This window comes from Streptomyces sp. NPDC038200 (assembly GCF_055600785.1).
The window spans coordinates 195,182-217,725 of the sequence record NZ_JBVJYH010000004.1; the positions used below are offsets into that span (position 1 = coordinate 195,182).

General features: G+C 72.5%; 15 protein-coding genes, 3 tRNA genes and 1 pseudogene. 7 read left to right on the forward strand and 12 right to left on the reverse strand.

The features are described from left to right. Positions 1 to 27: 27 nt before the first annotated feature. The 4 genes from ACZ7KF_RS10730 to ACZ7KF_RS10745 form a co-directional block, all read right to left on the reverse strand. Positions 28 to 1,287 (reverse strand): nucleotide sugar dehydrogenase, encoded by a 1,260-nt coding sequence (locus ACZ7KF_RS10730; protein ID WP_471071426.1) that lies wholly within the window; start codon positions 1,285 to 1,287, stop codon positions 28 to 30. A 49-nt stretch (positions 1,288 to 1,336) separates the two neighbouring features. Further along, positions 1,337 to 2,737, reverse strand: coding sequence for an MFS transporter (locus ACZ7KF_RS10735; RefSeq protein ID WP_471071429.1), 1,401 nt, complete (start codon positions 2,735 to 2,737; stop codon positions 1,337 to 1,339). Further along, positions 2,730 to 4,640: an NAD-dependent epimerase/dehydratase family protein gene (locus tag ACZ7KF_RS10740; RefSeq protein ID WP_471071432.1), complete on the reverse strand. Its 1,911-nt coding sequence runs from the start codon at positions 4,638 to 4,640 to the stop codon at positions 2,730 to 2,732. Before ACZ7KF_RS10740 ends, ACZ7KF_RS10735 begins: the two co-directional genes overlap by 8 nt. A gap of 108 nt (positions 4,641 to 4,748) precedes the next feature. Next, entirely contained in the window at positions 4,749 to 5,534 is a 786-nt protein-coding gene (locus ACZ7KF_RS10745) for a phytanoyl-CoA dioxygenase family protein (protein WP_471071435.1), read from the reverse strand. Between the two features lie 365 nt (positions 5,535 to 5,899). Between ACZ7KF_RS10745 and ACZ7KF_RS10750 the strand changes: the two genes are divergently transcribed. After that, the gene (locus ACZ7KF_RS10750) at positions 5,900 to 6,523 is read left to right on the forward strand and encodes a hypothetical protein (RefSeq protein ID WP_471071438.1); all 624 of its coding nucleotides are present in this window, start codon (positions 5,900 to 5,902) and stop codon (positions 6,521 to 6,523) included. Between the two features lie 160 nt (positions 6,524 to 6,683). On the opposite strand, the gene ACZ7KF_RS10755 is transcribed toward ACZ7KF_RS10750, so the two are convergent. The 3 genes from ACZ7KF_RS10755 to ACZ7KF_RS10765 form a co-directional block, all read right to left on the reverse strand. Beyond that, a tRNA-Ile gene (locus tag ACZ7KF_RS10755) sits at positions 6,684 to 6,757 on the reverse strand. 174 nt (positions 6,758 to 6,931) lie between these two features. Next, positions 6,932 to 7,004 (reverse strand) — tRNA-Asn (locus ACZ7KF_RS10760). A gap of 6 nt (positions 7,005 to 7,010) precedes the next feature. Further along, a tRNA-Asn gene (locus ACZ7KF_RS10765) sits at positions 7,011 to 7,083 on the reverse strand. Positions 7,084 to 7,241: 158 nt separating this feature from the next. On the opposite strand from ACZ7KF_RS10765, the gene ACZ7KF_RS10770 reads away from it, so the two are divergent. The 4 genes from ACZ7KF_RS10770 (at position 7,242) to ACZ7KF_RS10785 (ending at position 12,963) form a co-directional block, all read left to right on the forward strand. Further along, positions 7,242 to 7,547: a YtxH domain-containing protein gene (locus ACZ7KF_RS10770; protein ID WP_225821448.1), complete on the forward strand. Its 306-nt coding sequence runs from the start codon at positions 7,242 to 7,244 to the stop codon at positions 7,545 to 7,547. Between the two features lie 151 nt (positions 7,548 to 7,698). Further along, positions 7,699 to 9,150, forward strand: a complete 1,452-nt coding sequence (locus ACZ7KF_RS10775; protein WP_471071441.1) for an FGGY family carbohydrate kinase — start codon at positions 7,699 to 7,701, stop codon at positions 9,148 to 9,150. Positions 9,151 to 9,301: 151 nt separating this feature from the next. After that, positions 9,302 to 11,035: an ABC transporter ATP-binding protein gene (locus ACZ7KF_RS10780; RefSeq protein ID WP_471071443.1), complete on the forward strand. Its 1,734-nt coding sequence runs from the start codon at positions 9,302 to 9,304 to the stop codon at positions 11,033 to 11,035. Then, positions 11,035 to 12,963: an ABC transporter ATP-binding protein gene (locus ACZ7KF_RS10785; protein ID WP_471071445.1), complete on the forward strand. Its 1,929-nt coding sequence runs from the start codon at positions 11,035 to 11,037 to the stop codon at positions 12,961 to 12,963. Before ACZ7KF_RS10780 ends, ACZ7KF_RS10785 begins: the two co-directional genes overlap by 1 nt. A gap of 124 nt (positions 12,964 to 13,087) precedes the next feature. Here the strand turns inward: ACZ7KF_RS10785 and ACZ7KF_RS10790 are convergent. From ACZ7KF_RS10790 to ACZ7KF_RS10810, 5 genes and pseudogenes are all read right to left on the reverse strand, one after another. Continuing rightward, positions 13,088 to 14,289 (reverse strand): annotated as a pseudogene (locus ACZ7KF_RS10790) (RNA polymerase sigma factor). A 283-nt stretch (positions 14,290 to 14,572) separates the two neighbouring features. Next, the gene (gene dnaG, locus ACZ7KF_RS10795) at positions 14,573 to 16,477 is read right to left on the reverse strand and encodes a DNA primase (RefSeq protein WP_471071448.1); all 1,905 of its coding nucleotides are present in this window, start codon (positions 16,475 to 16,477) and stop codon (positions 14,573 to 14,575) included. A gap of 47 nt (positions 16,478 to 16,524) precedes the next feature. Further along, positions 16,525 to 17,790 (reverse strand): NAD(P)/FAD-dependent oxidoreductase, encoded by a 1,266-nt coding sequence (locus ACZ7KF_RS10800; protein ID WP_471071451.1) that lies wholly within the window; start codon positions 17,788 to 17,790, stop codon positions 16,525 to 16,527. 178 nt (positions 17,791 to 17,968) lie between these two features. Beyond that, positions 17,969 to 19,243 carry a deoxyguanosinetriphosphate triphosphohydrolase gene (locus ACZ7KF_RS10805; RefSeq protein WP_471071453.1) on the reverse strand — a complete coding sequence of 425 codons (1,275 nt, stop codon included), beginning with the start codon at positions 19,241 to 19,243 and terminating at the stop codon, positions 17,969 to 17,971. A 147-nt stretch (positions 19,244 to 19,390) separates the two neighbouring features. Beyond that, a complete protein-coding gene (locus ACZ7KF_RS10810; protein WP_471071456.1) occupies positions 19,391 to 20,176 on the reverse strand; it encodes a sirohydrochlorin chelatase in 786 nt (261 codons plus the stop codon). A 168-nt stretch (positions 20,177 to 20,344) separates the two neighbouring features. On the opposite strand from ACZ7KF_RS10810, the gene ACZ7KF_RS10815 reads away from it, so the two are divergent. Both ACZ7KF_RS10815 and ACZ7KF_RS10820 read left to right on the forward strand, forming a co-directional pair. After that, complete coding sequence (locus ACZ7KF_RS10815) at positions 20,345 to 21,028, forward strand: SanA/YdcF family protein (RefSeq protein ID WP_471071459.1); 684 nt, start codon at positions 20,345 to 20,347, stop codon at positions 21,026 to 21,028. A 2-nt stretch (positions 21,029 to 21,030) separates the two neighbouring features. Beyond that, positions 21,031 to 22,497 carry a membrane-associated oxidoreductase gene (locus tag ACZ7KF_RS10820; RefSeq protein WP_471071462.1) on the forward strand — a complete coding sequence of 489 codons (1,467 nt, stop codon included), beginning with the start codon at positions 21,031 to 21,033 and terminating at the stop codon, positions 22,495 to 22,497. Positions 22,498 to 22,544 lie beyond the last annotated feature (47 nt).

Genomic DNA, 22,544 nt, shown 5'->3' on the forward strand with positions numbered 1-22,544 from the left:
GAAGAGAACGAGGGAGCAGGACCGGCGTCAGAGGCGTTCGACGTGCGGCTGCGGGCGGGCCTGGCCGCGGGTGTCGAGGAGCAGCGGGGCGCGCCGCTGGATCTCGTCGAGGTCGAAGGCCGTGTGCCGCTGGAGGAGGATGGCCAGGTCGGCCGTCTCCAGGGCGGTCTCCAGGTCGGCGGCCGGCGGGACGGGCGTGCCGTCGACGGACCACTCGGGCACGTACGGGTCGTGGTAGGTGACGTCGGCGCCGCGGGCGCGCAGCCGTTTGACGACGTCGCGGGCGGAGGTCTCGCGCTGGTCGGCGATGTCCGCCTTGTAGGTGACCCCGAGGAGCAGGACGCGGGCGCCGCCGAGGGTCTTGCCGGCCCGGTCCAGGAGGTGCTGGGCGCGTTCCACGACGTAGCGCGGCATGCGCGTGTTGATCTCCTGGGCCAGTTCGACCATGCGGAAGGGGTAGCCGAGCGTCCGGACCTTGTGGGCCAGGTAGTTGGGGTCGATCGGGATGCAGTGGCCGCCGACCCCGGGGCCGGGCCGGAACGCCTGGTAGCCGAAGGGCTTGGTGGCGGCGCAGGAGATGGCGTCCCACAGGTCGATGCCGAGTTCGTTGCAGAACACGGCCATCTCGTTGACCAGCGCGATGTTGACGTGCCGGTAGGTGTTCTCGATGAGCTTGGCCATCTCGGCCTCGCGGGTTCCGGTGGCCTGGACGACGGTGTCGACGATCTTGCCGTAGAAGGCCGCGGCGGCGGTGGCGCAGGCGGGGGTGTGGCCGCCGACGACCTTGGGGGTGTTGCGGATGCCGTAGACCTTGTTGCCGGGGTCGACGCGTTCGGGCGAGAAGGCCAGGTGGAAGTCGCGGCCGGCGGTGAGGCCGGAGCGTTCGAGGAGGGGGCGGACCACCTCGTCGGTGGTGCCCGGGTAGGTGGTCGACTCCAGGACGACGAGGGTGCCGGGCCGCAGCTGACGGCTGATCGCCTCGCAGGCGCTCTCGACCATGGTGAGGTCGGGTCCGCCGTGCGGGGAGAGCGGGGTGGGGACACAGATCACGACGGTGTCCGTCTCGGCGACGGCGCGTTCGTCGGTGGTGGCGGTGAAGCCCTGGGCGCGGACGCCGGTGACGGCGGCGTCGTCGATGTCGTCGACGTGCGAGACACCGTCGTTGAGGCGGGCGACGATCTCGGCGTTCTTGTCGAGGCCGACGACCGTCAGTCCGGAGCGGGTGGCTTCCACCGCGAGGGGCAGGCCTACGTATCCGAGGCCTATGACGACAAGGTCACTGCGCACAACGGTCCCTTTCGAGTGGGAGGGTGCGGGGCGGACGAGCGGAGGCGGTTCAGTCGCCGCGGGCACGGACGGCCAGCAGGGCGACCAGCAGGGTGGGCAGGAGCAGCAGCGCGAAGGCCAGGCGGTAGCCGCCGAGCGGGGTGGTGCCGGCGGCCAGGCAGGCGTTGAGGACCGCGGAGGCCAGCGCCAGCACGACGACCTGGCCGAGGTTCATGTTGGTCTGCATGGCGCTGGTGGTGTGGCCCTGTCGGTGCGGGGGGCTGTGCCGGAGGGAGAGCACGGTGACGCAGGGGTCGAGCAGGCCCATGCCGATGGCGGACAGCGGCATGGCCGCCGCGGCGGTGACCGGGGGCAGACCGCCGAAGCAGCCGGCCACGGCGAGGGCCACGGATGCGGTCATGACCAGGGCGCCGGCCGTGACGAGGCGGTGCCGGGCGACGTGCTGGAGCGTCTTGCCCTGCACCCAGGAGGCGCCGGCCCACAGCACCGCGGAGGCGGTGAACGCCACGCCGACCACGATCGCGGCGACCCGGCGTTCGGTGATCAGCATCAGCGGTACCAGCGCCTCGATGGTGAAGTACGTCCCGGAGGTCAGGCCGCGCAGCAGCACCGCGGTCGGCAGGCCGCGGGCGCTGCGCCAGGTGCCGCGCGGCAGGAGCCGCGGGGCGAACGCGACGAGCAGTGCGAGGCCGACGGCGACGAAGGCCAGGTGGCGCAGGTCCCAGTCGGAGACCCCGTACTGGCCGAGCGCCGCGCCCAGGCTGAGCATGGCCGCGATCAGCAGCGGGGGGCGGGCGGCCCGTTCGGCGGCGGGCGGTGCGTCGGCCGGCCCGTCGCCCCCGCCCGGGGCCGGGCGGCGCAGTACGACGACGAGGGCGACGGCGGGCAGCGCCGTCAGCACGGCCAGTCCGTAGAAGACCGCGCGCCAGGACCACCACTGGACGACCACGCCGGCCAGCGGCGGGCCGACCAGGGAGGGGATGACCCAGCTGGCGCTCATCATCGCGAGCATCCGGGGCCGCAGGTGCTCGGGGTAGGCCTGGCCGATGGCGGTGGTCACGGACACCGCGACCATGCCCGCGGCCAGTCCGTCCACGAACCGGCCGGCGGCGAGCTGCCAGACCGAGACGCTGGACGCGGACACCAGCAGGGTGAGCACCGACAGGACCATGCCGAGCGCCAGGGGCCGGCGGGCGCCCGCCCGGTCCGCCCAGTGCCCGCCCAGCACCCCGCCGAACAGGCTGGCGGCGACGAAGCAGCCGGCCACGACCGGGAACAGGGACACGCCGTCCAGTTCCCGGGCCGCCGTCGGCAGGGTGGGCACCACGGCCAGGGCGGCGAACCCGGTCAGGAACATCACCACGGCGAACGTCAGGGTGGCGGCGAGGTACGGCGGGGCGAAGATCCCGGTCTCCGTGGCCGACTCGGGCGCCGCCCGCCGCTCAGCCATCGGCGGCCTGTCGTGCGCCGGTGTCCTCCTGCGCGCTCCCGGCCGCGCCCGGGGTGCGCCACAGCCCGGTCAGGTCGTCGTGGGTGTCGCAGGCCAGCCACTGGGCCTGGGCCCGCGCGCCGTCGCGGACGGCGGCCGACGGCTGCCAGCCGGTCTCGGCGGTGATCAGGTCGGTGGACATGACCGGGGTGTGCGGTGCGGGGGCGGTCGCCCGCTCCCAGGGGGTGCGGCGGGCCGTCTCGGTGACCAGTTCGGCGAACGCGGTCTCGTCGTAGCCGGCGGACGCGACGTTGTAGATCTCGGCGCCGGCCGGGCGGGCGAGGAGCGCGGCGAGTGCGCCGGCCAGGTCGCGGTGGTCCACGACCTGGTGCCGGCGGCCCTCGACCAGGGTCATGGGGCGCCGGGTCCAGGCCCGCAGCATCCAGTCGGCGAGGACTCCGCCGAGCGGGGCGTGCGGTCCCACCGGTTCGGCGCGGCGCACGATCTGCACGGGCGTACGGGTCTGCCGGCCCCAGCTGCGGCACCGCTCCTCCGCGTCCCACCACTGCCGGGCCTCGGCGTCCTCGGGCCGTTCGCGGACGGAGTCCTCGGTGCGGTCCTCGGCGGCGCCCCCGCGGTAGACGGCGGCGGAGCCCACGTGGATCAGCCGTCGCGCGCCGAGCTTCTCGGCGTCGGCGAGCAGGTCGGGCAGGGGGTAGCCGGTGCCGTGCGGGGCGCCGAGGTGGACGACGGCGTCCGGGGTCCGCGGCATGTGCGGCGCGGCCGGGTCGAGCCGCTCGGCGTGCACGGCCGCGCAGCCCGCGTCGGTCAGCAGCCGCGCCAGCTGTGCGGCGAAGGACGGGTCGCCGCCGGTGACGACGACGCCGGGCGCGGGGGTGGGGCGGGGGGTGCCGGCGGTGGCGCGGTGGGCGGCCCGGCCGGCGGCGAAGGCGGTCAGGGCGAGTTCGCGGACGAGCGGGATCATCGGCACGAGTTCGGCGCCGGTGTACTCCTCGCACAGGCCACCGGGGCCGAGGGAGTCCATCACCGCCGCCGCCACGGCGGGCTCGGGGTCCCGCTCCGTCAGACCGGCCACCACGACACCCGTCGCGAAGGCGGTGAGCCACACCTGCCGGCACACCGTGCCGGGCAGGGCGGGGAGATCGGCCGCCGCGAACGCGGCGTCGCAGCGGTCGAGCAGCCCGATGCGCCGCAGATGGCGGTCGGTGTCCGGATACTCCCAGCCGTCGGGGTGCCGTACCGCGCACTTGGACTCGCCGTACTGATAGAAGGGGACCACGGAGAATTCCGGACACGCGCCGTTGTCCGTCTGTTCGGGGAAAAAGTCCGCGCGGTCGGTGAAGAATGTGGCCCTGCGCCATCCGTGGGTGCTGTTTCCGGCGATGCTCGGCACGTCGTCGTGGTCGACCGTACTGGGGACGGCGATGCGCACGCGAATGTCGAGTGCCTTGAGATACCGCTGGATCACCACGTCGTAGGGCCAGCCGTTGCCGTGTTCCGCCGCGAATCGTTCGTATCCGCGGGCGGCTTCGGCGGGCAGCATCAGCGCGAGCGACGGGACGTGTTCGTCGATGGCATAGGCCCAATGCGCGCCCGTGAGCGCTCCGAGGCGTACGACACCGCTGTTTCTGCCTTCCCAGCCCTCGTAAAAGGCGACCGCTTCACCGGGGACGGCGGCGGCGACCTTTTCCAGGTAGGGGAAGAAGTTCTCGGCGATCAGGACGTCGTCCTGGAAGACCACGTGGTGGGTGGCGTCCGCCCCGGCGCAGCTCCACGACGGATCGGCGGTGCGCAGGGCGGTGGGCGGCCCGGAGGGGTCCGGGTCGGCGACGACGCGGATACGCCCCCGCGGGTCCTTCGCCGCGATGGCCTCGGCCGCCGCGCGGCGTCGCGGGTGGGTCATCACGGCACCCGTCAGAATGACAGCGTTCACAACGTTCCCGTCTGGCTGTTGGGGGGCCGGGCCGGCGGGGGGCCGGCCCGGCGGTGGAGGTGTCGGCGACCTGGGGGGTCAGTCCTCGACGAAGCCCGTGTTGCGGACCTGCCGTACGTTCTCGTTGAGTCCGTGGTCCGCGCCCTGCGCCCGCTCGTGCCGGATCATGGCGGCGGGGCGGTAGTTGAGGATGTACGCGCGGCGCGTGCCGTCCGTGGTGTTGCCGCGGGAGTAGTGCAGCGTGAAGCCGGAGTGGGCCGCTGCCTCCCCCGCCCGCAGCGGCACCGCGGTGGCGCCCGGCTCGTCCTCGGAGCAGTCGCACTCGATGTTCCTGCCGTCGCTGGTGGGCCGGTGCGGGCGCAGCGGCTGCTCGTGCGAGCCGCGCACGTACCACATGCAGCCGTTGTCGACGTCCGCGTCGTCCAGTGCCACCCAGATCGAGACGGCCCGGTGGTCGGGCATGTCGACCCAGTAGGCCGCGTCCTGGTGCCAGGGCGTGGGGACGGCGGTGTGCGGATCCTTGTGGATCATCATGTCGAAGTCGAGTTCCGCGTCGTCACCGATGAGTTCGCGGGCGACGGAGAGCGCCTTCCGGTGCAGGGGGAGTTCCCGCAGCGGCGGATGGAGGGCGGACGGCCACATGATCTGGGTGATGTTCTCCCGTACGCCGTCCTTTCGCGGGACGTGGGAACCGAGATCGGATCGCTTGTCGCCCGCTTCGATGTCACCGCTCAGGAAACGGTCGTAGATGTCCCGGTAAACCGCGAGTTCACCGGGTGATACCAGTTCTCCGACGGCGGCGAATCCGTCGGCCGTGAACTTCTGCGCAAGGTCCGAAAGCACCTGCGTCGTCAAGACAAACATCCCCTTCGCCCCTTCTCCCAGCAGCCTGAGAGCACAGCGCGCACCCCGAGAAGGGGGATCGTCGAATGGAAAGCCCAGAGAGGCCCCGAAAGGCTGGTCTGGACCATTGATCATGACGGGACGGGAATCTACGTGCCCCTTCACCTCAAGGTCAACAGGGAATGCCGCCGCGCAGTCGATTCACAGGAACACCCTTCGGTGTCTGCCCAGTTGAGAGGGCTGTCAGGGCGTCAGAAGATCGCCGAAGTGGTCCAGACCTATAGCGCGCGGACGATCCGGAGGCTACGGTTCTCCGGGCCGCGCCACCGGGTGCGGCGCCCCTTCCGGGCCCCGGGTCCGGGCAGCGCAGCAAGGAGGAGACAGGCGTGACGAGCACGGCCGGCACACTCCGCGTCGAGGCGGCCATACGCCGCAACCCCTACACGTACATGCTCACCGACGGGGAACTGACCGACCTGCTGGCGGACCTGGGCCGCCGCCGGGCGGAGAGCATCCTGCGCAACCACTCCGCCCCCGAGGGCAAGGCCCCGCGCGGCCCCTACCCGCGCCCCGCGATGGGCTTCGTCGTCCTCGACCCGACGGCCGAGGCGGGCACCGGCCCCGCCGACGCGGTACTGGGCGCCGTCACCGTCGGGGACGACGCGCGCCGCTTCCTGCCGAAGGCCGCGGCCAAGGCCGTCGCACACCGGCGCCTCGGCACCGACAACGGCACGTCCGTGCACACCGACCCGCACCTGCTCGGCACCGGCGCCTTCCGCTACGGGCACTCGGCACAGGTGCGCGGCCTGATCGTCGCCGCCAGCTCCCAGAGCACCGACCAGGACCTCTACGAGGCCTCCCGGCTGGCCGCGGAACTCGTCGAGGAACTCGGCGCCCGCCACCACGCCTACGAGTGGCGCCGGGGCGAGACCGACTGGCTCTCCGACACCGACGAGCCGCCGGCGGCGTACCACGAGATGGTGTCCTGGTTCCCGGAACCGGCCGCGTGAGAGGCGTGCGCCGGGCCGAGTGATCGACATCACGCGGCCCCCGGGGCCCGGCGGCACGGTCCGCCCGCCAACGATCTCCGAAAACGCCGTAACCCCCTCCCATGGGAGGGGGTTAACGCTGTGGCACAGGTGAAAACGTTCCTGCGCCGAGGCGCCTGGGTGGGGCGGGTGGGACTCGAACCCACGGCCGACGGATTATGAGTCCGCTGCTCTAACCGGCTGAGCTACCGCCCCATAGCGGCGTGTCGCGTACAAGTGTGCGCGCCGTCTGCCGCAGCATAGCCGCTCATACGATCTCCTGCTTCGGATGGTCGGCTTCTGCGCTGCTCATGACCTTGAGGACATCCCCGCAGGCGCGGCGGTTCCCGCGGACATGAAAAAGGACCCCGGAGGGGTCCTCGTTCAGCGCTCCCCCGACTGGACTCGAACCAGTAACCTGCCGGTTAACAGCCGGCTGCTCTGCCAATTGAGCTACGGAGGACCGAAGCTCCCCCGACTGGACTCGAACCAGTAACCTGCCGGTTAACAGCCGGCTGCTCTGCCAATTGAGCTACGGAGGATCGCCTCGTTGCATCGAACGCACCTACCCGGGTATTCGCCAGGGGGCGGTCGCTCGCTGCGACACATACATTAGCGCAAGCAGGGGGGTGCTCCGCCAATCGGTACTCCCCGACACCAGCGCCGCACCACAGACCTACGCACGGGAAGGGTGGCAGCCATGCGTTACCGGCTCACGTTCCTCACCGGTCTGGCCCTCGGTTACGTACTCGGCACGAGGGCCGGACGCGAACGCTACGAGCAGCTGAAGAAGTCGGCCCGGCAGATCGCGCAGAACCCCGCGGTCCGCAACACCGCCGAGACGGCAGCCCAGCAGGGCCGCGTCTACGCCGGCAAGGCCTTCCACACGGTCAGCGACAAGGTCGGTGACCGGGTCCCGGAGTCCGTGGCCCAGCGGGTGCGGTCCCTGCGGGAGCGCGGCGTCAACGGAACGCCGGAGGACGACTGGGGCACGAGCAACACCTAGGGGGTCCGCGCGGCGCGGGTGACCGTCCCCTCCGGGGGAAGGGAGAACAGCGTGCCGGGCCGCCCCGGACCCGCGCCCGCGAACCGCGCGCCCCACCCCCCTCGGGCGCCCTCGGCCGACGCATGCGCAGGGATGCTGCAAAATTCTCCGCATGGGGATAGTCGCCGGCTTGGACAGCTCGCCCGATTTCACGCGCATCGTGGTCTGTGACACGGACACCGGCGCGGTGCTCCGGCAGGGATACGCACCGCACCCGGTCGACGCGCCGGACGGCGTGCGCCCGAGCGACGTCGACCCGCAGGCCTGGCTGCTGTCCCTGGGCGAGGCCGCGGGGGGCGGTCTGCTGGAGGGCGTGCAGGCCATCGGCGTGTCCGCGCAGCAGAACGCGCTGATCCCGCTCGACGCCCAGGGCAACACCGTCCGCCCGGCCATGGTCGGCGGCGACAAGCGCGCCCAGGTCGCGGCGGCCGACCTGGTGGACGCGCTCGGCGGCCGGGAAGCCTGGGCGCAGGGCGTCGGAAGCGTTCCGCAGGCGGCCCAGCCGGTCACCAAGCTGCGCTGGCTCGCGAAGAACGAGCCGGAGAACGCGCTGCGCACCGCCGTGCTCCTCCAGGCCCACGACTGGCTGGTGTGGCAGCTGCTCGGCCGCCCCGTCCGCCGGACCACCGACCGCGGCGGGGCCTCCGGCACCGGCTACTGGTCGGCGGCCACCGGCGCCTACCGGCCCGACCTGGTCGAGCTGGCGCTCGGCCACCAGGCGATGCTCCCGGAGGTGATCGGCCCCGCGGACGCGGCCGGGACGACCCCCGAGGGGCTGCTGATCTCCGCCGGCACCGGGGAGACCATGGCCGCCGCGTTCGGCCTCGGGATCGGGCTGGGGGACGCGGTCGTCTCGCTCGGCGCCTCCGGCTCCGTGATGGCGGTGCACCCCGAGGCGCTCGCCGACCAGTCCGGGATGATCACCTCCCTGGCCGACGCCACCGGCATGCACCTGCCGGTCGTCACCACCCTGAACGCCGTCCGCACCCTGCGCGGCACCGCCGAACTCCTCGGCCTGCCGGATCTGGAGAGCCTGTCCGAGCTGGCGACGAAGTCCACGCCGGGGGCGCACGGGCTGGTGCTGCTGCCGTACCTGGAGGGCGAGCGGACGCCGAACCTTCCGCACACCGCGGGGACGCTCGCGGGGCTGCGGCGCGAGTCGATGAAGCCCGAGCACCTGGCGCGGGCCGCGTTCGAGGGCATGCTGTGCGGGCTCGCGGACGCGCTGGACGTGCTGCGCGGGCGGGGCGTGGAGGTACGGCGGGTCTTCCTGCTCGGCCCGGCCGCCGAGCTGCCCGCCGTGCAGGCCTCGGCGCCGTCGCTGTTCGGCGCACAGGTGGTGGTACCGCAGCCCGCGGACTACGCGGCGATCGGCGCGGCCCGGCAGGCGGCCTGGGCGCTCGGCGCGTCGCAGGGCACCCTCGATCCGCGCACCCCGCCGGCCTGGCAGGGCGCGGCGGCGCAGGTGCTGGAGCCGGGCGAGGAACTGGCCGTGGGGCAGGCGGTACGGCAGCAGTTCACCGCGGTGCGGGAGCAGACCCACCCGGGGGCGTTTCACCCGTAGGAGTCGGAATGCGGCGCAACGCCGCGCAACCTCAGGGCCGTAGGAGCGCGCACCGTCGGGTTAATCGGTTGAGGTAACGCGGGTGGAGTGTTCGACGATAGGGGCCAAGGGCAACCGACCAGCCCCTGTCGCCGACTCCGAGAGACGTAGCGTGCTCATACGACTTCTGCGGACCTATCTCAGGCCCTACAAGAAACCCATAGCGATCCTGGTGCTGCTGCAGTTCCTGCAGACCTGCGCCACCCTCTACCTGCCCACTCTGAACGCGGACATCATCGACAACGGTGTCGTGAAGGGGGACACGGACTACATCCTGTCCTTCGGCGCCCTGATGATCGGCATCTCGCTCGCGCAGGTCGTGTGCAACATCGGTGCCGTGTACTACGGCGCCCGGACCGCCTCCGCGCTCGGCCGGGACGTGCGGGGGGCCGTCTTCGACCGGGTGCAGTCCTTCTCCGCGCGTGAAGTCGGTCACTTCGGGGCGCCCTCGCTCATCACCCGTACGACGAACGACGTCCAGCAGGTCCAGATGCTGGTCCTGATGACGTTCACCCTGATGGTGTCGGCGCCCATCATGTGCGTGGGCGGGATCGTGCTGGCACTCGGTCTGGACGTACCGCTGTCCGGTGTTCTGGTCGCGGTCGTACCGGTGCTCGGCATCTCCGTGACGCTGATCGTGCGCCGGCTGCGCCCGCTGTTCCGGTCGATGCAGGTCCGGCTGGACACGGTGAACCGGGTGCTGCGCGAGCAGATCACCGGCAACCGGGTGATCCGCGCCTTCGTCCGCGACGCGTACGAGCAGGGCCGGTTCGGGAAGGCCAACGGCGAACTGACCGACATGCAGCTGGCCACCGGCCGGATGCTCGCCCTGATGTTCCCGATCGTCATGACGGTGGTGAACCTGTCGTCCATCGCGGTGGTGTGGTTCGGTGCCCACCGGATCGACAGCGGCCAGATGGCCATCGGCGACCTCACCGCGTTCCTCGCCTATCTGATGCAGATCGTCATGTCCGTGATGATGGCCACCTTCATGTTCATGATGGTGCCGCGCGCGGAGGTCTGCGCCGAGCGCGTCCAGGAGGTCCTCCGCACCGATTCGAGCGTCGTGCCGCCGGCGGCCCCCGTCAGCGAGCTGCGCGCGCACGGGCACCTGGAGATCCGGGGCGCGGGCTTCCGCTATCCGGGTGCCGAGGAGCCGGTGCTGAAGTCCATCGACCTGACGGCCCGGCCCGGCGAGACGACCGCCGTGATCGGCTCCACCGGCAGCGGCAAGTCGACCCTGCTCGGACTCGTTCCCCGGCTCTTCGACGCCACCGAGGGCGAGGTCCTGGTGAACGGCGTGGACGTCCAGCGGGTCGAGCCGCACCTGCTCGCCCGCACGGTCGGACTCGTGCCCCAGAAGCCGTACCTGTTCGCCGGCACCGTCGCCACCAACCTGCGCTACGGCAACCCGGACGCCACCGACGAGGAGCTGTGGCACGCGCTGGCGGTGGCGCAGGCCAAGGACTTCGTGCAGAAGCTGGAGGGCGGCCTGGACGCCCCGATCGCGCAGGGCGGCACGAACGTCTCCGGCGGCCAGCGGCAGCGGCTGGCCATCGCCCGCACGCTGGTGCAGCGCCCGGAGATCTACCTCTTCGACGACTCCTTCTCCGCCCTCGACTACGCCACCGACGCGGCCCTGCGCGCCGCGCTGGCCCAGGAGACCGCCGAGGCCACCGTCGTCATCGTCGCCCAGCGGGTGGCGACCATCCGGGACGCGGACCGGATCATCGTGCTGGACGAGGGCCGGGTCGTCGGCTCCGGCCGGCACGCCGAGCTGATGGCATCGAACGAGACGTACCGGGAGATCGTGCTCTCCCAGCTGACGGAAGCGGAGGCCGCCTGATGGCCGGGCCCATGGGACGCATGATGGCCGGGGGCGGCCCCGACCAGCGCTCGATGGACTTCAAGGGGTCGGGCAAACGGCTCGTCGCCCAGTTCAGACCGGAACGGATCACGATCTACGGCCTGCTGGTGTGCGTGGTCGTCAGCGTGGGCCTCAACGTGATCGGCCCGAAGATCCTCGGCAAGGCCACCGACCTGGTGTTCTCCGGCATCATCGGCCGGCGGATGCCCGCCGGCGCCACCAAGGACCAGGTCCTCGACTCCATGCGCGAGCGCGGCCAGGGCCGGCTGGCGGACATGCTGAAGGGCACCGACTTCACCCCCGGCAAGGGCATCGACTTCGACGCCGTCGGGCACGTCCTGCTGCTCGCGCTCGGCACGTTCCTCGTCGCGGGCCTGCTGATGGCGATCGCGACCCGGCTGGTCAACCGGGCCGTGAATCGCACGATGTACCGGCTGCGGGAGGACGTGCAGACGAAGCTGTCGCGGCTGCCGCTGTCCTACTTCGACAAGCGTCAGCGCGGCGAGGTGCTGTCCCGGGCGACCAACGACATCGACAACATCGGGCAGACGCTCCAGCAGTCGATGGGCCAGCTGATCAACTCGGTGCTGACGATCATCGGCGTGCTCGCGATGATGTTCTGGGTCTCCTGGCTGCTGGCGCTGGTCGCGCTGGTCACCGTGCCGCTGTCGTTCGTGGTCGCCACCCGGGTCGGCAAGCGGTCCCAGCCGCACTTCGTGCAGCAGTGGCGGACCACCGGCAAGCTGAACGCCCACGTCGAGGAGATGTACACCGGGCACACCCTGGTGAAGGTGTTCGGCCGGCAGGAGGAGTCGGCGAAGCAGTTCGCCGAGCAGAACGAGGCGCTGTACGAGGCCGGGTTCAAGGCGCAGTTCCACAGCGGTGTCATGCAGCCGCTGATGATGTTCGTGTCGAACCTGAACTACGTGCTCGTGGCGGTCGTCGGCGGTCTGCGCGTCGCCTCGGGCGCCCTCTCCATCGGTGACGTCCAGGCCTTCATCCAGTACTCGCGGCAGTTCTCCATGCCGCTGACGCAGGTCGCGTCGATGGCGAACCTGGTGCAGTCGGGTGTGGCGTCCGCCGAGCGGATCTTCGAACTCCTGGACGCGGAGGAGCAGGAGGCGGATCCGGTGCCGGGCGAGCGGCCGGCCGAACTGCGCGGACGGGTGCGGCTGGAGCATGTGTCGTTCCGGTACGACCCCGAGAAGCCGCTGATCGAGGACCTGTCGCTCACGGTCGAGCCGGGGCACACGGTGGCGATCGTCGGCCCGACCGGCGCCGGCAAGACCACGCTGGTCAACCTGCTGATGCGGTTCTACGACGTGTCCGGCGGCCGGATCGCCCTGGACGGGGTCGACATCCGCAGGATGACCCGGGACGAACTCCGGGCCGGCATCGGCATGGTGCTGCAGGACACCTGGCTGTTCGGCGGCACCATCGCGGAGAACATCGCCTACGGCGCCTCGCGCGAGGTCACGCGCGGCGAGATCGAGGAGGCGGCACGGGCGGCCCACGCGGACCGCTTCATCCGTACGCTCCCCGACGGGTACGACACCGTCATCGACGACGAGGGCACGGGCGTCAGCGCCGGCGAGAAGCAGCTGATCACCATCGCGCGGGCGTTCCTGTCCGACCCGGTGATCCTGGTGCTGGACGAGGCGACGAGTTCCGTGGACACGCGGACGGAGGTGCTGATCCAGAAGGCGATGGCCAAACTGGCCGCCGGCCGTACGTCGTTCGTGATCGCGCACCGGCTGTCGACGATCCGGGACGCGGACACGATCCTCGTCATGGAGAACGGCTCCATCGTCGAACAGGGCGCGCACACCGAGCTGCTGGCGGCCGACGGGGCGTACGCCCGGCTGTACAAGGCGCAGTTCGCGCAGGCGGTCGCCGAGGTCGACTGAGCGGTGTCCTCGGCCGGCGCGGACGGGTTCCGCCCGCGCCGGCCGAGGCACCGGTGGCGCCCGCAGCGCCCCCCGCAGGGGCCCGGGGAACCGCGCGACCGGTCCCGCCGGTCCGCGCCCGGCGTCAGTCCAGATAGCCCCTCAGCTGGTCCGCGAAGGCATGGTCGCGGAGCTTGTTGAGGGTCTTGGACTCGATCTGCCGTATCCGTTCGCGGGTCACGCCGAAGATGCGGCCTATCTCCTCCAGGGTGCGCGGGCGGCCGTCGACCAGCCCGTACCGGAGCTGGACGACCTTCCGCTCCCGCTCCCCCAGCGTGGACAGCACCGCCTCCAGGTGCTCGCGCAGCAGCAGGAACGCGGCCGATTCGACCGGGCTCGCCGCGTCGCCGTCCTCGATGAGGTCGCCGAGGGCGACGTCGTCCTCCTCGCCGACCGGGGCGTGCAGCGACACCGGCTCCTGGGCGAGGCGCAGCACCTCGCCGACCCGCTCGGGCAGCAGGTCCAGATGGGCGGCGACCTCCTCCGCGGTCGGCTCGCTGCCCCGCTCCTGGAGCATCCGCCGCTGGACGCGGACGACCCGGTTGATCAGCTCCACCACATGGACCGGGACGCGGATGGTCCGGGCCTGGTCGGCCAGGGCCCGGGACATGGCCTGGCGGATCCACCAGGTGGCGTACGTGGAGAACTTGTAGCCGCGGGCGTAGTCGAACTTCTCCACGGCCCGGATCAGCCCGAGGTTGCCCTCCTGGACCAGGTCGAGCATGGTCAGCCCGCGGCCGACGTACCTCTTGGCCACGGAGACGACGAGCCGCAGGTTCGCCTCGATGAGCCGGCGCTTGGCCACCCGCCCCATCACGACGAGCCGGTCCAGGTCGAGGGCCAGCTCGCTGTCCAGGTCGGGGGTGCTGCCCAGCTTCTCCTCCGCGAACAGCCCGGCCTCCACCCGGCGGGCCAGCTCCACCTCCTCCGCGGCGGTGAGCAGCGGGATGCGGCCGATCTCGCGCAGGTACTGGCGGAACAGATCGGCCGAGGGGCCGCTCGTCTCGGCCCGGGCGGCGGGCACCTCGACGGGCTCGGCGCTCTCCTCGACCTCCTCGGGCTCCTCCGCGAGGACCTCGGCGGGCGGTTCCGCCGGATCGCCGGCCCCCGCCTCCGGGTGTGCGGCGGAACGGCTCTGCGGAGGCACGGCCGTCAGGACGTCCGTCTCCGCGTCCGGCTCGTCCACGGTGGTGCTGGTGGCACTCGTACTGCCGTCGGTCTGGGTGAGGGTCTGGGTCTGCACGGGGGGCGACCTCCAGGATGATCGCTGCTGAAGGTGTGCGGCAGCGGTACTTCGGGAGCGGAGAGTCGACGGCCTGCGCTCCGAGGACTCGGGCACCGCCCCCAGTGTGGGGTACGACACAAGGCCGCCACGAGGGGCGTGCGGTGACTTTTTGCGTCCGGTCCGTGACGGGGCGGTCATCCGCTCGGCCGGACTATGCGAACGGCACCTGCGGGCCGCGGCGGTCCGGCCCCCGGGGGGATCCGGGCCGTGGGGGTCCGGGCCGGGATCACCGCCCGCCGGAGCGGCCCGCCTGCCGAGCCTCCCCGGGCGGAGGGCCGGCCCGGTTCAGAGCGCCTCCGCGCCCCGCACCCGCAGAGCCTGGTCGTACTGCTGGAGGACCCACAGCTCGTTCTGCACGGCGGCCAGCTGGGCGGGGTCGCCGCCGGCGGCCAGGCGGGTCAGCTGGGACTGGATGTCGCGGATGCGGCGCTCCACGGCCCGGCGGCGGATCTGCACCAGGACCGTCCCGGCGTACGTCTCGTCCACCGTGCGGCGCAGGATCGGCTCCACGGCCAGCTCGGTGACCATCGCGCGGACCGTGTCGTCGGGCGCGGCCTCGCGGACCCGGACCAGATACTCCTGCGAATCGGGCACGCCGTACTCGGCGCCGCCCGCCTCCGCGACGGCCTGGCGCACGGCCGCGTAGGGCGGCGCGGTGAACTCGTCCGTCCCGTAGGCGTCGAAGGCGGGAGAGACCAGCTCGGGGCGCTGGAGGGCGAGTTTGAGCAGCTCGCGCTCGGCGGCGTGGACCGGGTTGCGCAGGGTCAGCGCCGGGCCGGAGTTGGCGGGGCGGGGCGCCTCGGTCCACTGGGGCCCGGCCGGACGGGACCGGCCCTGCTGCTGCGGGCCCTTGCCCTCGCGGGCCCAGCGGGCCAGCTGGGCGACCCGGCGGACCACGAACTGGGTGTCGAGGATGCCGAGCATGCCGGCCAGTTCGACGGCGACCTCGTGCTGCGCGCCGCTGTTCTTGATCCGGGCGACGATCGGGGCGGCCTCGTCCAGCGCCGCCGCACGGCCCGCCGGAGTGTCCAGGTCGTACCGGCCCACGATCTGGCGGAGCGCGAACTCGAAGAGCGGGGTGCGGGGTTCGGTCAGGTCGGCGACCGCCTCGTCGCCCTTGGCCAGCCGCAGCTCGCACGGGTCCATGCCGTCGGGCGCGATCGCGATGTACGTCTCGGCGGCGAACTTCTGGTCGTCCTCGAAGGCGCGCAGCGCGGCCTTCTGCCCGGCCGCGTCACCGTCGAAGGTGAAGATCACCCGGGCCGAGCCGTTGTCCATCAGCAGCCGGCGCAGGATCTTGATGTGGTCGCCGCCGAAGGCCGTACCGCAGGTCGCGATGGCCGTCGTCACACCGGCCAGGTGGCAGGCCATGACGTCGGTGTAGCCCTCGACCACGACGGCCCGGCTGGTCTTGGCGATGTTCTGTTTCGCCAGGTCGATGCCGTAGAGGACCTGGGACTTCTTGTAGATCGCCGTCTCGGGCGTGTTCAGGTACTTCGGGCCGTTGTCCGCCTCGTACAGCTTGCGGGCGCCGAAGCCGACGACCTCGCCGCCGATGTCCCGGATGGGCCACATCAGCCGGCCCCGGAACCGGTCGATCGGGCCGCGGCGGCCCTCCTGCGACAGTCCGGAGAGGGTCAGCTCCTTGTCGGTGAAGCCCTTGCCGCGCAGATAGCGGGTGAGGTGGTCCCAGCCCTGGGGGCTGTAGCCGACACCGAAGTGGACGGCGGCGGCCTGGTCGAAGCCGCGCTCGGCGAGGAAGATCCGGCCGGTCTCGGCCTCGGGGCTGGTGGCGAGCTGCTCCGCGTACCACTGCGCGGCGATCTTGTGCGCCTCGACCAGGCGGATCCGTTCGCCGCGCTGGTGGGAGGGGTTGTACCCGCCCTCCTCGTACCGCAGCGTGATGCCGGCCTGGGCGGCCAGCCGCTCGACCGCCTCCGAGAAGGAGAGGTGGTCCACCTTCATCACGAAGGTGATGGTGTCGCCGCCCTCCTGGCAGCCGAAGCAGTGGAAGAGTCCCTTGCTGGGGCTGACCTGGAAGGACGGCGACTTCTCGTCGTGGAACGGGCACAGCCCCTTGAGGTTGCCGCCGCCCGCGTTGCGCAGCTGGAGGTACTCGGAGACCACGGCGTCGATCGGGACCGCGTCCCGTACCGCCTTCACGTCCTCGTCGTTGATCCGTCCTGCCACGCGTGAATTCTACGGGGCCGCGGTGACAGTGCCGGCGGCCACGGACGTCAGGGAACCAGCCCGTCGAGCGGTACGTGGGGGTCGGCGAGGGCCTCCGTGTTCACCTGGGACCGGGTACGGATGAGGTTCTGGATCTGCTCTGTGACATCCCACACGTTCACGTTCATGCCGGCGAGCACGCGCCCCTCCTTCAGCCAGAACGCGATGAACTCCCGCTTCCCGGCGTCGCCCCGGATCACCACCTCGTCGTACGAACCGGGCGGCGCCCATCCGCTGTACTCCATGCCCAGGTCGTACTGGTCGGTGAAGAAGTACGGCACACGGTCGTAGGTCAGCTCCCGGCCGAGCATCGCGCGGGCCGCGGCCGGGCCGCCGTTCAGGGCGTTCGCCCAGTGCTCCACGCGGACCCGGGTGTCGAACGGGCCGAGCGGGAAGGACGCCACGTCACCGGCCGCGTAGACGTCCGGGTCGGAGGTGCGCAGCCGTGCGTCCACGAGGATGCCGCCGCCGTGCGCCCGGTCGGCGATCTCCAGGCCCGCCGCCTCCGCGAGTGCGGTCCGCGGCGCCGCGCCGATCGCCGCGAGGACGTCGTGCGCCGGATGCTCCTCGCCGTCGTCCGTGCGGGCCGCGAGGACCATGCCGTCCTGGCCGACGATCTCGGTGAGCCGCACGCCGAAGCGGAAGCGGACGCCGTGCTCGCGGTGCAGCTCGGCGAAGACGTTGCCCAGCTCGGGGCCGAGGACGCCGTGCAGCGGGGTCGGCTCCGGTTCGATCACCGTGACCTCCGCGCCGTACTCGCGGGCCGCCGCCGCGACCTCCAGGCCGATCCAGCCGGCACCGGCGATCACCAGGTGCCCGTTGTCCCGGCCGAGGTGCTGGAGGACGCCCTTGAGGCGTTCGGCGTGCGCGAGACGGCGCAGATGGTGGACGCCCGCGAGGTCGGTGCCGGGGATGTCGAGGCGGCGCGGTTCGGCGCCGGTGACCAGGAGCAGCTTGTCGTACCGCACGAGGGTGCCGTCGTCGCCGAAGCGGACGGTCTTCGCCGTACGGTCGACGCGGTCCACGGTCTGGCCGAGGTGCAGCTCGATGTCGTTCCGCGCGTACCAGGCGGGCTCGTGCACGAAGACGCTGTCCCGCTCCTCCTTGCCGAGCAGGTAGCCCTTGGACAGCGGGGGGCGCTCGTACGGGTGGTCGCGTTCGTCGCAGATCAGTATCACCCGGCCGCTGAAACCCTCCGCCCGGAGCGTCTCGGCCGCCTTCGCGCCGGCGAGGCCGCCTCCGACGATGACGAATGTCTGATCCGCGTCGACCACTTGATGCCTCCTCGTAAGGGTGCCGCCACATGCGAGCCTCCCGCACGCGGCGGCCTGCGGGAAGAGGGAGTGACCCGTTCAGGCCACGAGGGTCATGTTCCCTTTACATATGCCCGGTCCACGTGTGCCCGGTCCACAGGTGTCCGGTCCGCGTGTTGCCGGTGTACAGGTGCCCGGTCTACAGGTGTCCGGTCAGTCTCGCGTGCAGGGAGCGGGCGGAGGCGTCGGTGAGGGAGGCGATCTGGTCGACGATCACCCGCTTGCGCGCCCGGTCGTCCTCGGCCGCGTCGAACAGCGCCCGGAACTGGGGGTCCAGGCCGTCGGGGGCGCGGGCGGTGAGCGCCTCGGCCAGTTCCGCGACGATCACCCGCTGGTCGGCGCGCAGCCGCTCCTGCTCGGCGCGCTGCATGACGTACCGGTCGGCGACCGCCTTGAGCACCGCGCACTCCATGCGGGTCTCGCGGGGTACGACCAGTTCGGCGGCGTAGCGGGTGAGCCGGCCGGTGCCGTGGGCGGCGCGCGTGGCGGCCTCGGCGGCCAGGCAGAACCGGCCGATGAGCTGGCTGGTGGCGTCCTTCAGTCGGGCCTGGGCGACCGCGGTCCCGTCGTATCCGTGCGGCCACCACTCCTCCTCCTGGAGGCGGTCCAGGGCCGCGGCCAGCTCGGCCGGGTCGGTGTCCGCGCGGACGTACCGGCCGACGGCGACCTCGAACACCGCCTGCCGTTCGGGCTCGGCGTGCAGGCAGTTGGGGTCGATGTGGCCGGCGTGCAGGCCGTCCTCCACGTCGTGCACCGAATACGCCACGTCGTCCGCCCAGTCCATGACCTGGGCCTCGAAGCAGGTGCGGGTGCCGGGGGCGTGGGCCCGGACCCAGTCGAACACCGGGCGGTCGTCGGCGTACACACCGAACTTCGGGGACGTGGGGTCGGCGGGGTGGGTGCCGCGCGGCCAGGGGTACTTGGTGGCGGCGTCGAGGGCGGCGCGGGTGAGGTTGAGGCCGACGGAGCCCTCCTCGGTGAAGCGCTTGGGCTCGATGCGGGTGAGGAGCCTGAGGGACTGGGCGTTGCCCTCGAAGCCGCCGCAGTCGTCGGCGAACTCGTTCAGCGCGGTCTCGCCGTTGTGGCCGAAGGGCGGGTGGCCGAGGTCGTGGGAGAGACAGGCCGCCTCCACCAGGTCGGGGTCGCAGCCGAGGGCGGCGCCCAGCTCGCGGCCGACCTGGGCGCACTCCAGGGAGTGGGTGAGCCGGGTGCGGGGGCTGGCGTCCCAGGCACGGCTGCGGGTTCCCGGGGTGACCACCTGGGTCTTGCCGGCCAGGCGGCGCAGGGCGGCCGAGTGGAGGATGCGGGCACGGTCGCGTTGGAAGGCGGTGCGGCCTGGGCGTTTGTCGGGCTCGGGGGCCCAGCGTTCGACGGACGTGGGGTCGTAGTCGTTCTCGCGTGCGGTGCCTTCCATGATTCGACAGTACGGGTCGGCTGTGACATTCGGGGGGTGTCCGTCCCCGAGGGGCCGCCGGATCCTGCCGTTCGGCGGGTGCGGGTCCGTCGCGGCCGGTCGCTCCCGCCCGGCGCGGCGGCCGTGTCCGTCACGGCCCCGCGTCCCTCAGGCCGCTTCCCTCGACCTCGTCGTCAGGCTCTGGTCGTAGCGGTGCAGGACCAGGCGGGCCATCGCCTCGTGGGCTCCCAGGGGGTCGGCGGCGATCCAGGGGGCCGTCCGCGCGCACTGCGTCGCGAACCGCCCCGGGGCCGTGAAGTAGGACGCGATCGCCACCCGGTGCCTGCCGCGGGCGGTCAGGGCGCGCACGGCCGTGGGGACGTCCGGGGCCGCCGCCGAGGCGTACGCGGGGACCACGGGGACGCCCAGGCGGTCGGCCAGCAGACGGGCGGTGCGGCCGGTGTCGGCGGCCGAGTCGGGGTCGCGGGAGCCGGCGGCGGCCAGCACGACCGCGGCCGAGCGGCGGGCGGTGTCGTCCGGGGCGGAGGGCCAGCCGGCTTCCCGCAGGCGGGCGTGCAGGGCCTCGGCGAGCAGCGGGTGCGGGCCGAGCGGGGCGGCCACGCGCGTGGGTGCGGACGCGGCGGCGGCCATCTCGGGGATGTCCTGTTTGACGTGGTAGCCGCGGCCGAGGAGGAGCGGGACCAGGACGGCCGGGGTGTCGCCGAGGGCGGCCAGGGTGTCGGGGAGCAGGGGGTCGTTCAGCTCGATGTGGCCGAGGCGGACGGGGAGGGCGGGGCGCAGCCTCCGTACCCGTGCCATGAGGGCCCGAACGGTGGTCAGCGCCCGGGGGTCGCGGCTGCCGTGGGCGACCAGGACCAGGGCGGGCGGGGCCGGGCGGCGGCGGCCCATCGGGAGGACCTGCCGGCTGCCGGTGCTGAAGGGGGTCGCCGTCATGGAAGGATCCTCGCCGGGAGACGTTGCGCGCCCGTTGCACGGCCGTCACGGGTATTTTCCGCGCGTTCACCTCGCACGGATGCGCGATGTGAGGCGAACCGGATCGCCGGCGCTCGCGTCCTCCTTGGTCGGAACCGAATGGGTCGGGACCGAACACCGGGGGGCCGTATGAGGATCCGTCGACCGCGGCTGCCGCGCACGCGCAAGGGGTGGCGGCGGCTGGTGCAGGCCGTGATGGCCGGGTGCGTGCTGGCGCTGCTGCCGTCGACGTGGCTGTACGTCTCCACGGCGGACCGGCTGCGGACGACCGCGGACGCGCCGCGCGCCGAGGTGGCGGTGGTGTTCGGGGCCGGGCTGTGGGACGGCGGGCGGCCGTCGCCGTACCTCGCGCACCGGCTGGACGCGGCGGCCGAGCTGTACCGGAACGGGCGGATCGAGGTCGTCCTCGTCACCGGGGACAACAGCCGCAAGGACTACGACGAGCCGGACGCCATGCGCACGTACCTCACGAAGCACGGGGTGCCGGACGCGCGGATCGTCAGCGACTACGCGGGGTTCGACACCTGGGACTCCTGCGTCCGGGCCAAGAAGATCTTCGGGGTGGACCGGGCGGTGCTGATCAGCCAGGGCTTCCACATCCGGCGGGCGGTGGCGCTGTGCGAGGCCGCGGGGGTGGACTCCTACGGCGTCGGGGTCGACGCCAAGCACGACGCGACCTGGTACTACGGCGGCACGCGCGAGGTGTTCGCGGCGGGCAAGGCGGCGCTGGACGTGCTGCTCCGGCCCGATCCGCGCTTCCTCGGGCCGAAGGAGCCGGGGGTCGCCGAGGCCCTGGCGGGAACGCGGCACTGAACATGACGACCATGGAGCCGACGCCCGCCGAGCGCCGCGTCGTGGAGGCGTTTCCGCTCGGCGAGGGGGTCGACTTCCGGCAGGACGGCGACGATCCCGAGCAGGGCGCCTCGTGGGGCCCGGAGCGCACGCTGCGGGCGGAGGTGCTGCGGGAGCTGCTGCTGGACGGGCCGGTGCGGGAGGGCCGGATAGCCGGCCTGAAGGTGACGGGTGCGCGGATCACCGGACGGCTGGACCTCAAGTACGGCAAGGTCGGCCACCCCGTCCGGCTGCGCTTCTGCCACTTCGAGGAGGCGCCCGATCTGTACGGCGCGCAGATCGGCGCCCTGGTCCTGAGCGACTCGGTGCTGCCGGGGCTGACGGCCGGGAACCTGCGCGCCGAAGGGGTCGTGCGGATCACCTGCTGCCGCATCACGGGGCCGGTGCGCATGCAGGGCGCGAAGCTGTCCGGGGCGTTGTTCGCGAACGGTGTGCGGCTCGGCAGGCCCGGCGAGGTCCCCGAGGAGGCCGTCCTCCAGCTCAACCACGCCGAGATCGGCACGGACGTATGGGCCCCGGGCCTGGTCGCGCACGGAAAGGTCCTCCTGAACGGGGCGGTCGTCCGCAATCAGGTGAACCTCGACGACGCGGAGCTGAACGCCCCGGGAGAGACCGCGCTGCAGGCCGAGGTCCTGACGGTCGGCACCGACCTGCACGCCATGCGGCTGCGGACCCGCGGCCGGGTGAACCTGGGCGGTGCCCGGATCCCCCGTCAGCTCAACCTCGCCCATGCCCGCCTGTCCAACCCGGGCGGCCAGGCCCTGCGCGCCAGCAGCAGTGTGATCGGGGAGCTGTGGCTGCGGGAGGCCGCGCCCGTGGAGGGTGCCGTCAATCTGCGCCGCGCCCAGCTCGACCTGCTCCACGTGCCGCCCGAGGTGTGGCCGCGCCAGGTCCGGATCGACGGGCTCGCCTACCGGGTGCTGACCCCGCACCTGCCGGCCGAGCAGCGCCTGCCGCTGCTGGAACGCGAGCAGGACGGTTACCTCCCCCAGCCGTACGAGCAGCTGACCACCGCGTACCGCACGGTCGGCGACGACGCCGCCGCGCGCACCGTGCAGCTGGCCAAGCTCCGCCGCCACCGCCGTACCCTGCCGCCGTACGCCCGGCTGTGGGGCCGGCTCCAGGACGCGGCCGTCGGCTACGGCTTCCGCCCGATGCGGGCCGCGGGCTGGCTGCTGTTGCTGCTGTGCACCGGCACGCTCGCCTTCGCCCTGCATCATCCGCCCGCTCTCAAGCCCGCCGAGGCGCCGGCGTTCAACCCGCTCGTCTACTCCCTCGACCTGCTGCTGCCGATCGTCGACTTCGGCCAGGCGAGTGCCTTCGGGCCGCGCGGCCCGTACCAGTGGCTGTCGTATCTGCTGATCGCCACCGGCTGGGTGCTGGCCACCACGATCGCGGCGGGCGTCACCCGGTCCCTGAACCGGCAGTAGGAGGCGCGGGACCTCACGCCGCGCCCGGGCCGGCGGGGAGGTCGCCG

What these genes read in the sequence shown, in the direction of transcription:
- ACZ7KF_RS10735 (WP_471071429.1), bottom strand. Translation starts at nt 2,737, where the DNA reads ATGGCTGAGCGGCGGGCGGCGCCCGAGTCGGCCACGGAGACCGGGATC.
- ACZ7KF_RS10740 (WP_471071432.1), bottom strand. Translation starts at nt 4,640, where the DNA reads ATGACCCACCCGCGACGCCGCGCGGCGGCCGAGGCCATCGCGGCGAAG.
- ACZ7KF_RS10745 (WP_471071435.1), bottom strand. Translation starts at nt 5,534, where the DNA reads ATGTTTGTCTTGACGACGCAGGTGCTTTCGGACCTTGCGCAGAAGTTC.
- ACZ7KF_RS10770 (WP_225821448.1), top strand. Translation starts at nt 7,242, where the DNA reads ATGCGTTACCGGCTCACGTTCCTCACCGGTCTGGCCCTCGGTTACGTA.
- ACZ7KF_RS10775 (WP_471071441.1), top strand. Translation starts at nt 7,699, where the DNA reads ATGGGGATAGTCGCCGGCTTGGACAGCTCGCCCGATTTCACGCGCATC.
- ACZ7KF_RS10785 (WP_471071445.1), top strand. Translation starts at nt 11,035, where the DNA reads ATGGCCGGGCCCATGGGACGCATGATGGCCGGGGGCGGCCCCGACCAG.
- ACZ7KF_RS10805 (WP_471071453.1), bottom strand. Translation starts at nt 19,243, where the DNA reads ATGGAAGGCACCGCACGCGAGAACGACTACGACCCCACGTCCGTCGAA.
- ACZ7KF_RS10810 (WP_471071456.1), bottom strand. Translation starts at nt 20,176, where the DNA reads ATGACGGCGACCCCCTTCAGCACCGGCAGCCGGCAGGTCCTCCCGATG.
- ACZ7KF_RS10815 (WP_471071459.1), top strand. Translation starts at nt 20,345, where the DNA reads ATGAGGATCCGTCGACCGCGGCTGCCGCGCACGCGCAAGGGGTGGCGG.
- ACZ7KF_RS10820 (WP_471071462.1), top strand. Translation starts at nt 21,031, where the DNA reads ATGACGACCATGGAGCCGACGCCCGCCGAGCGCCGCGTCGTGGAGGCG.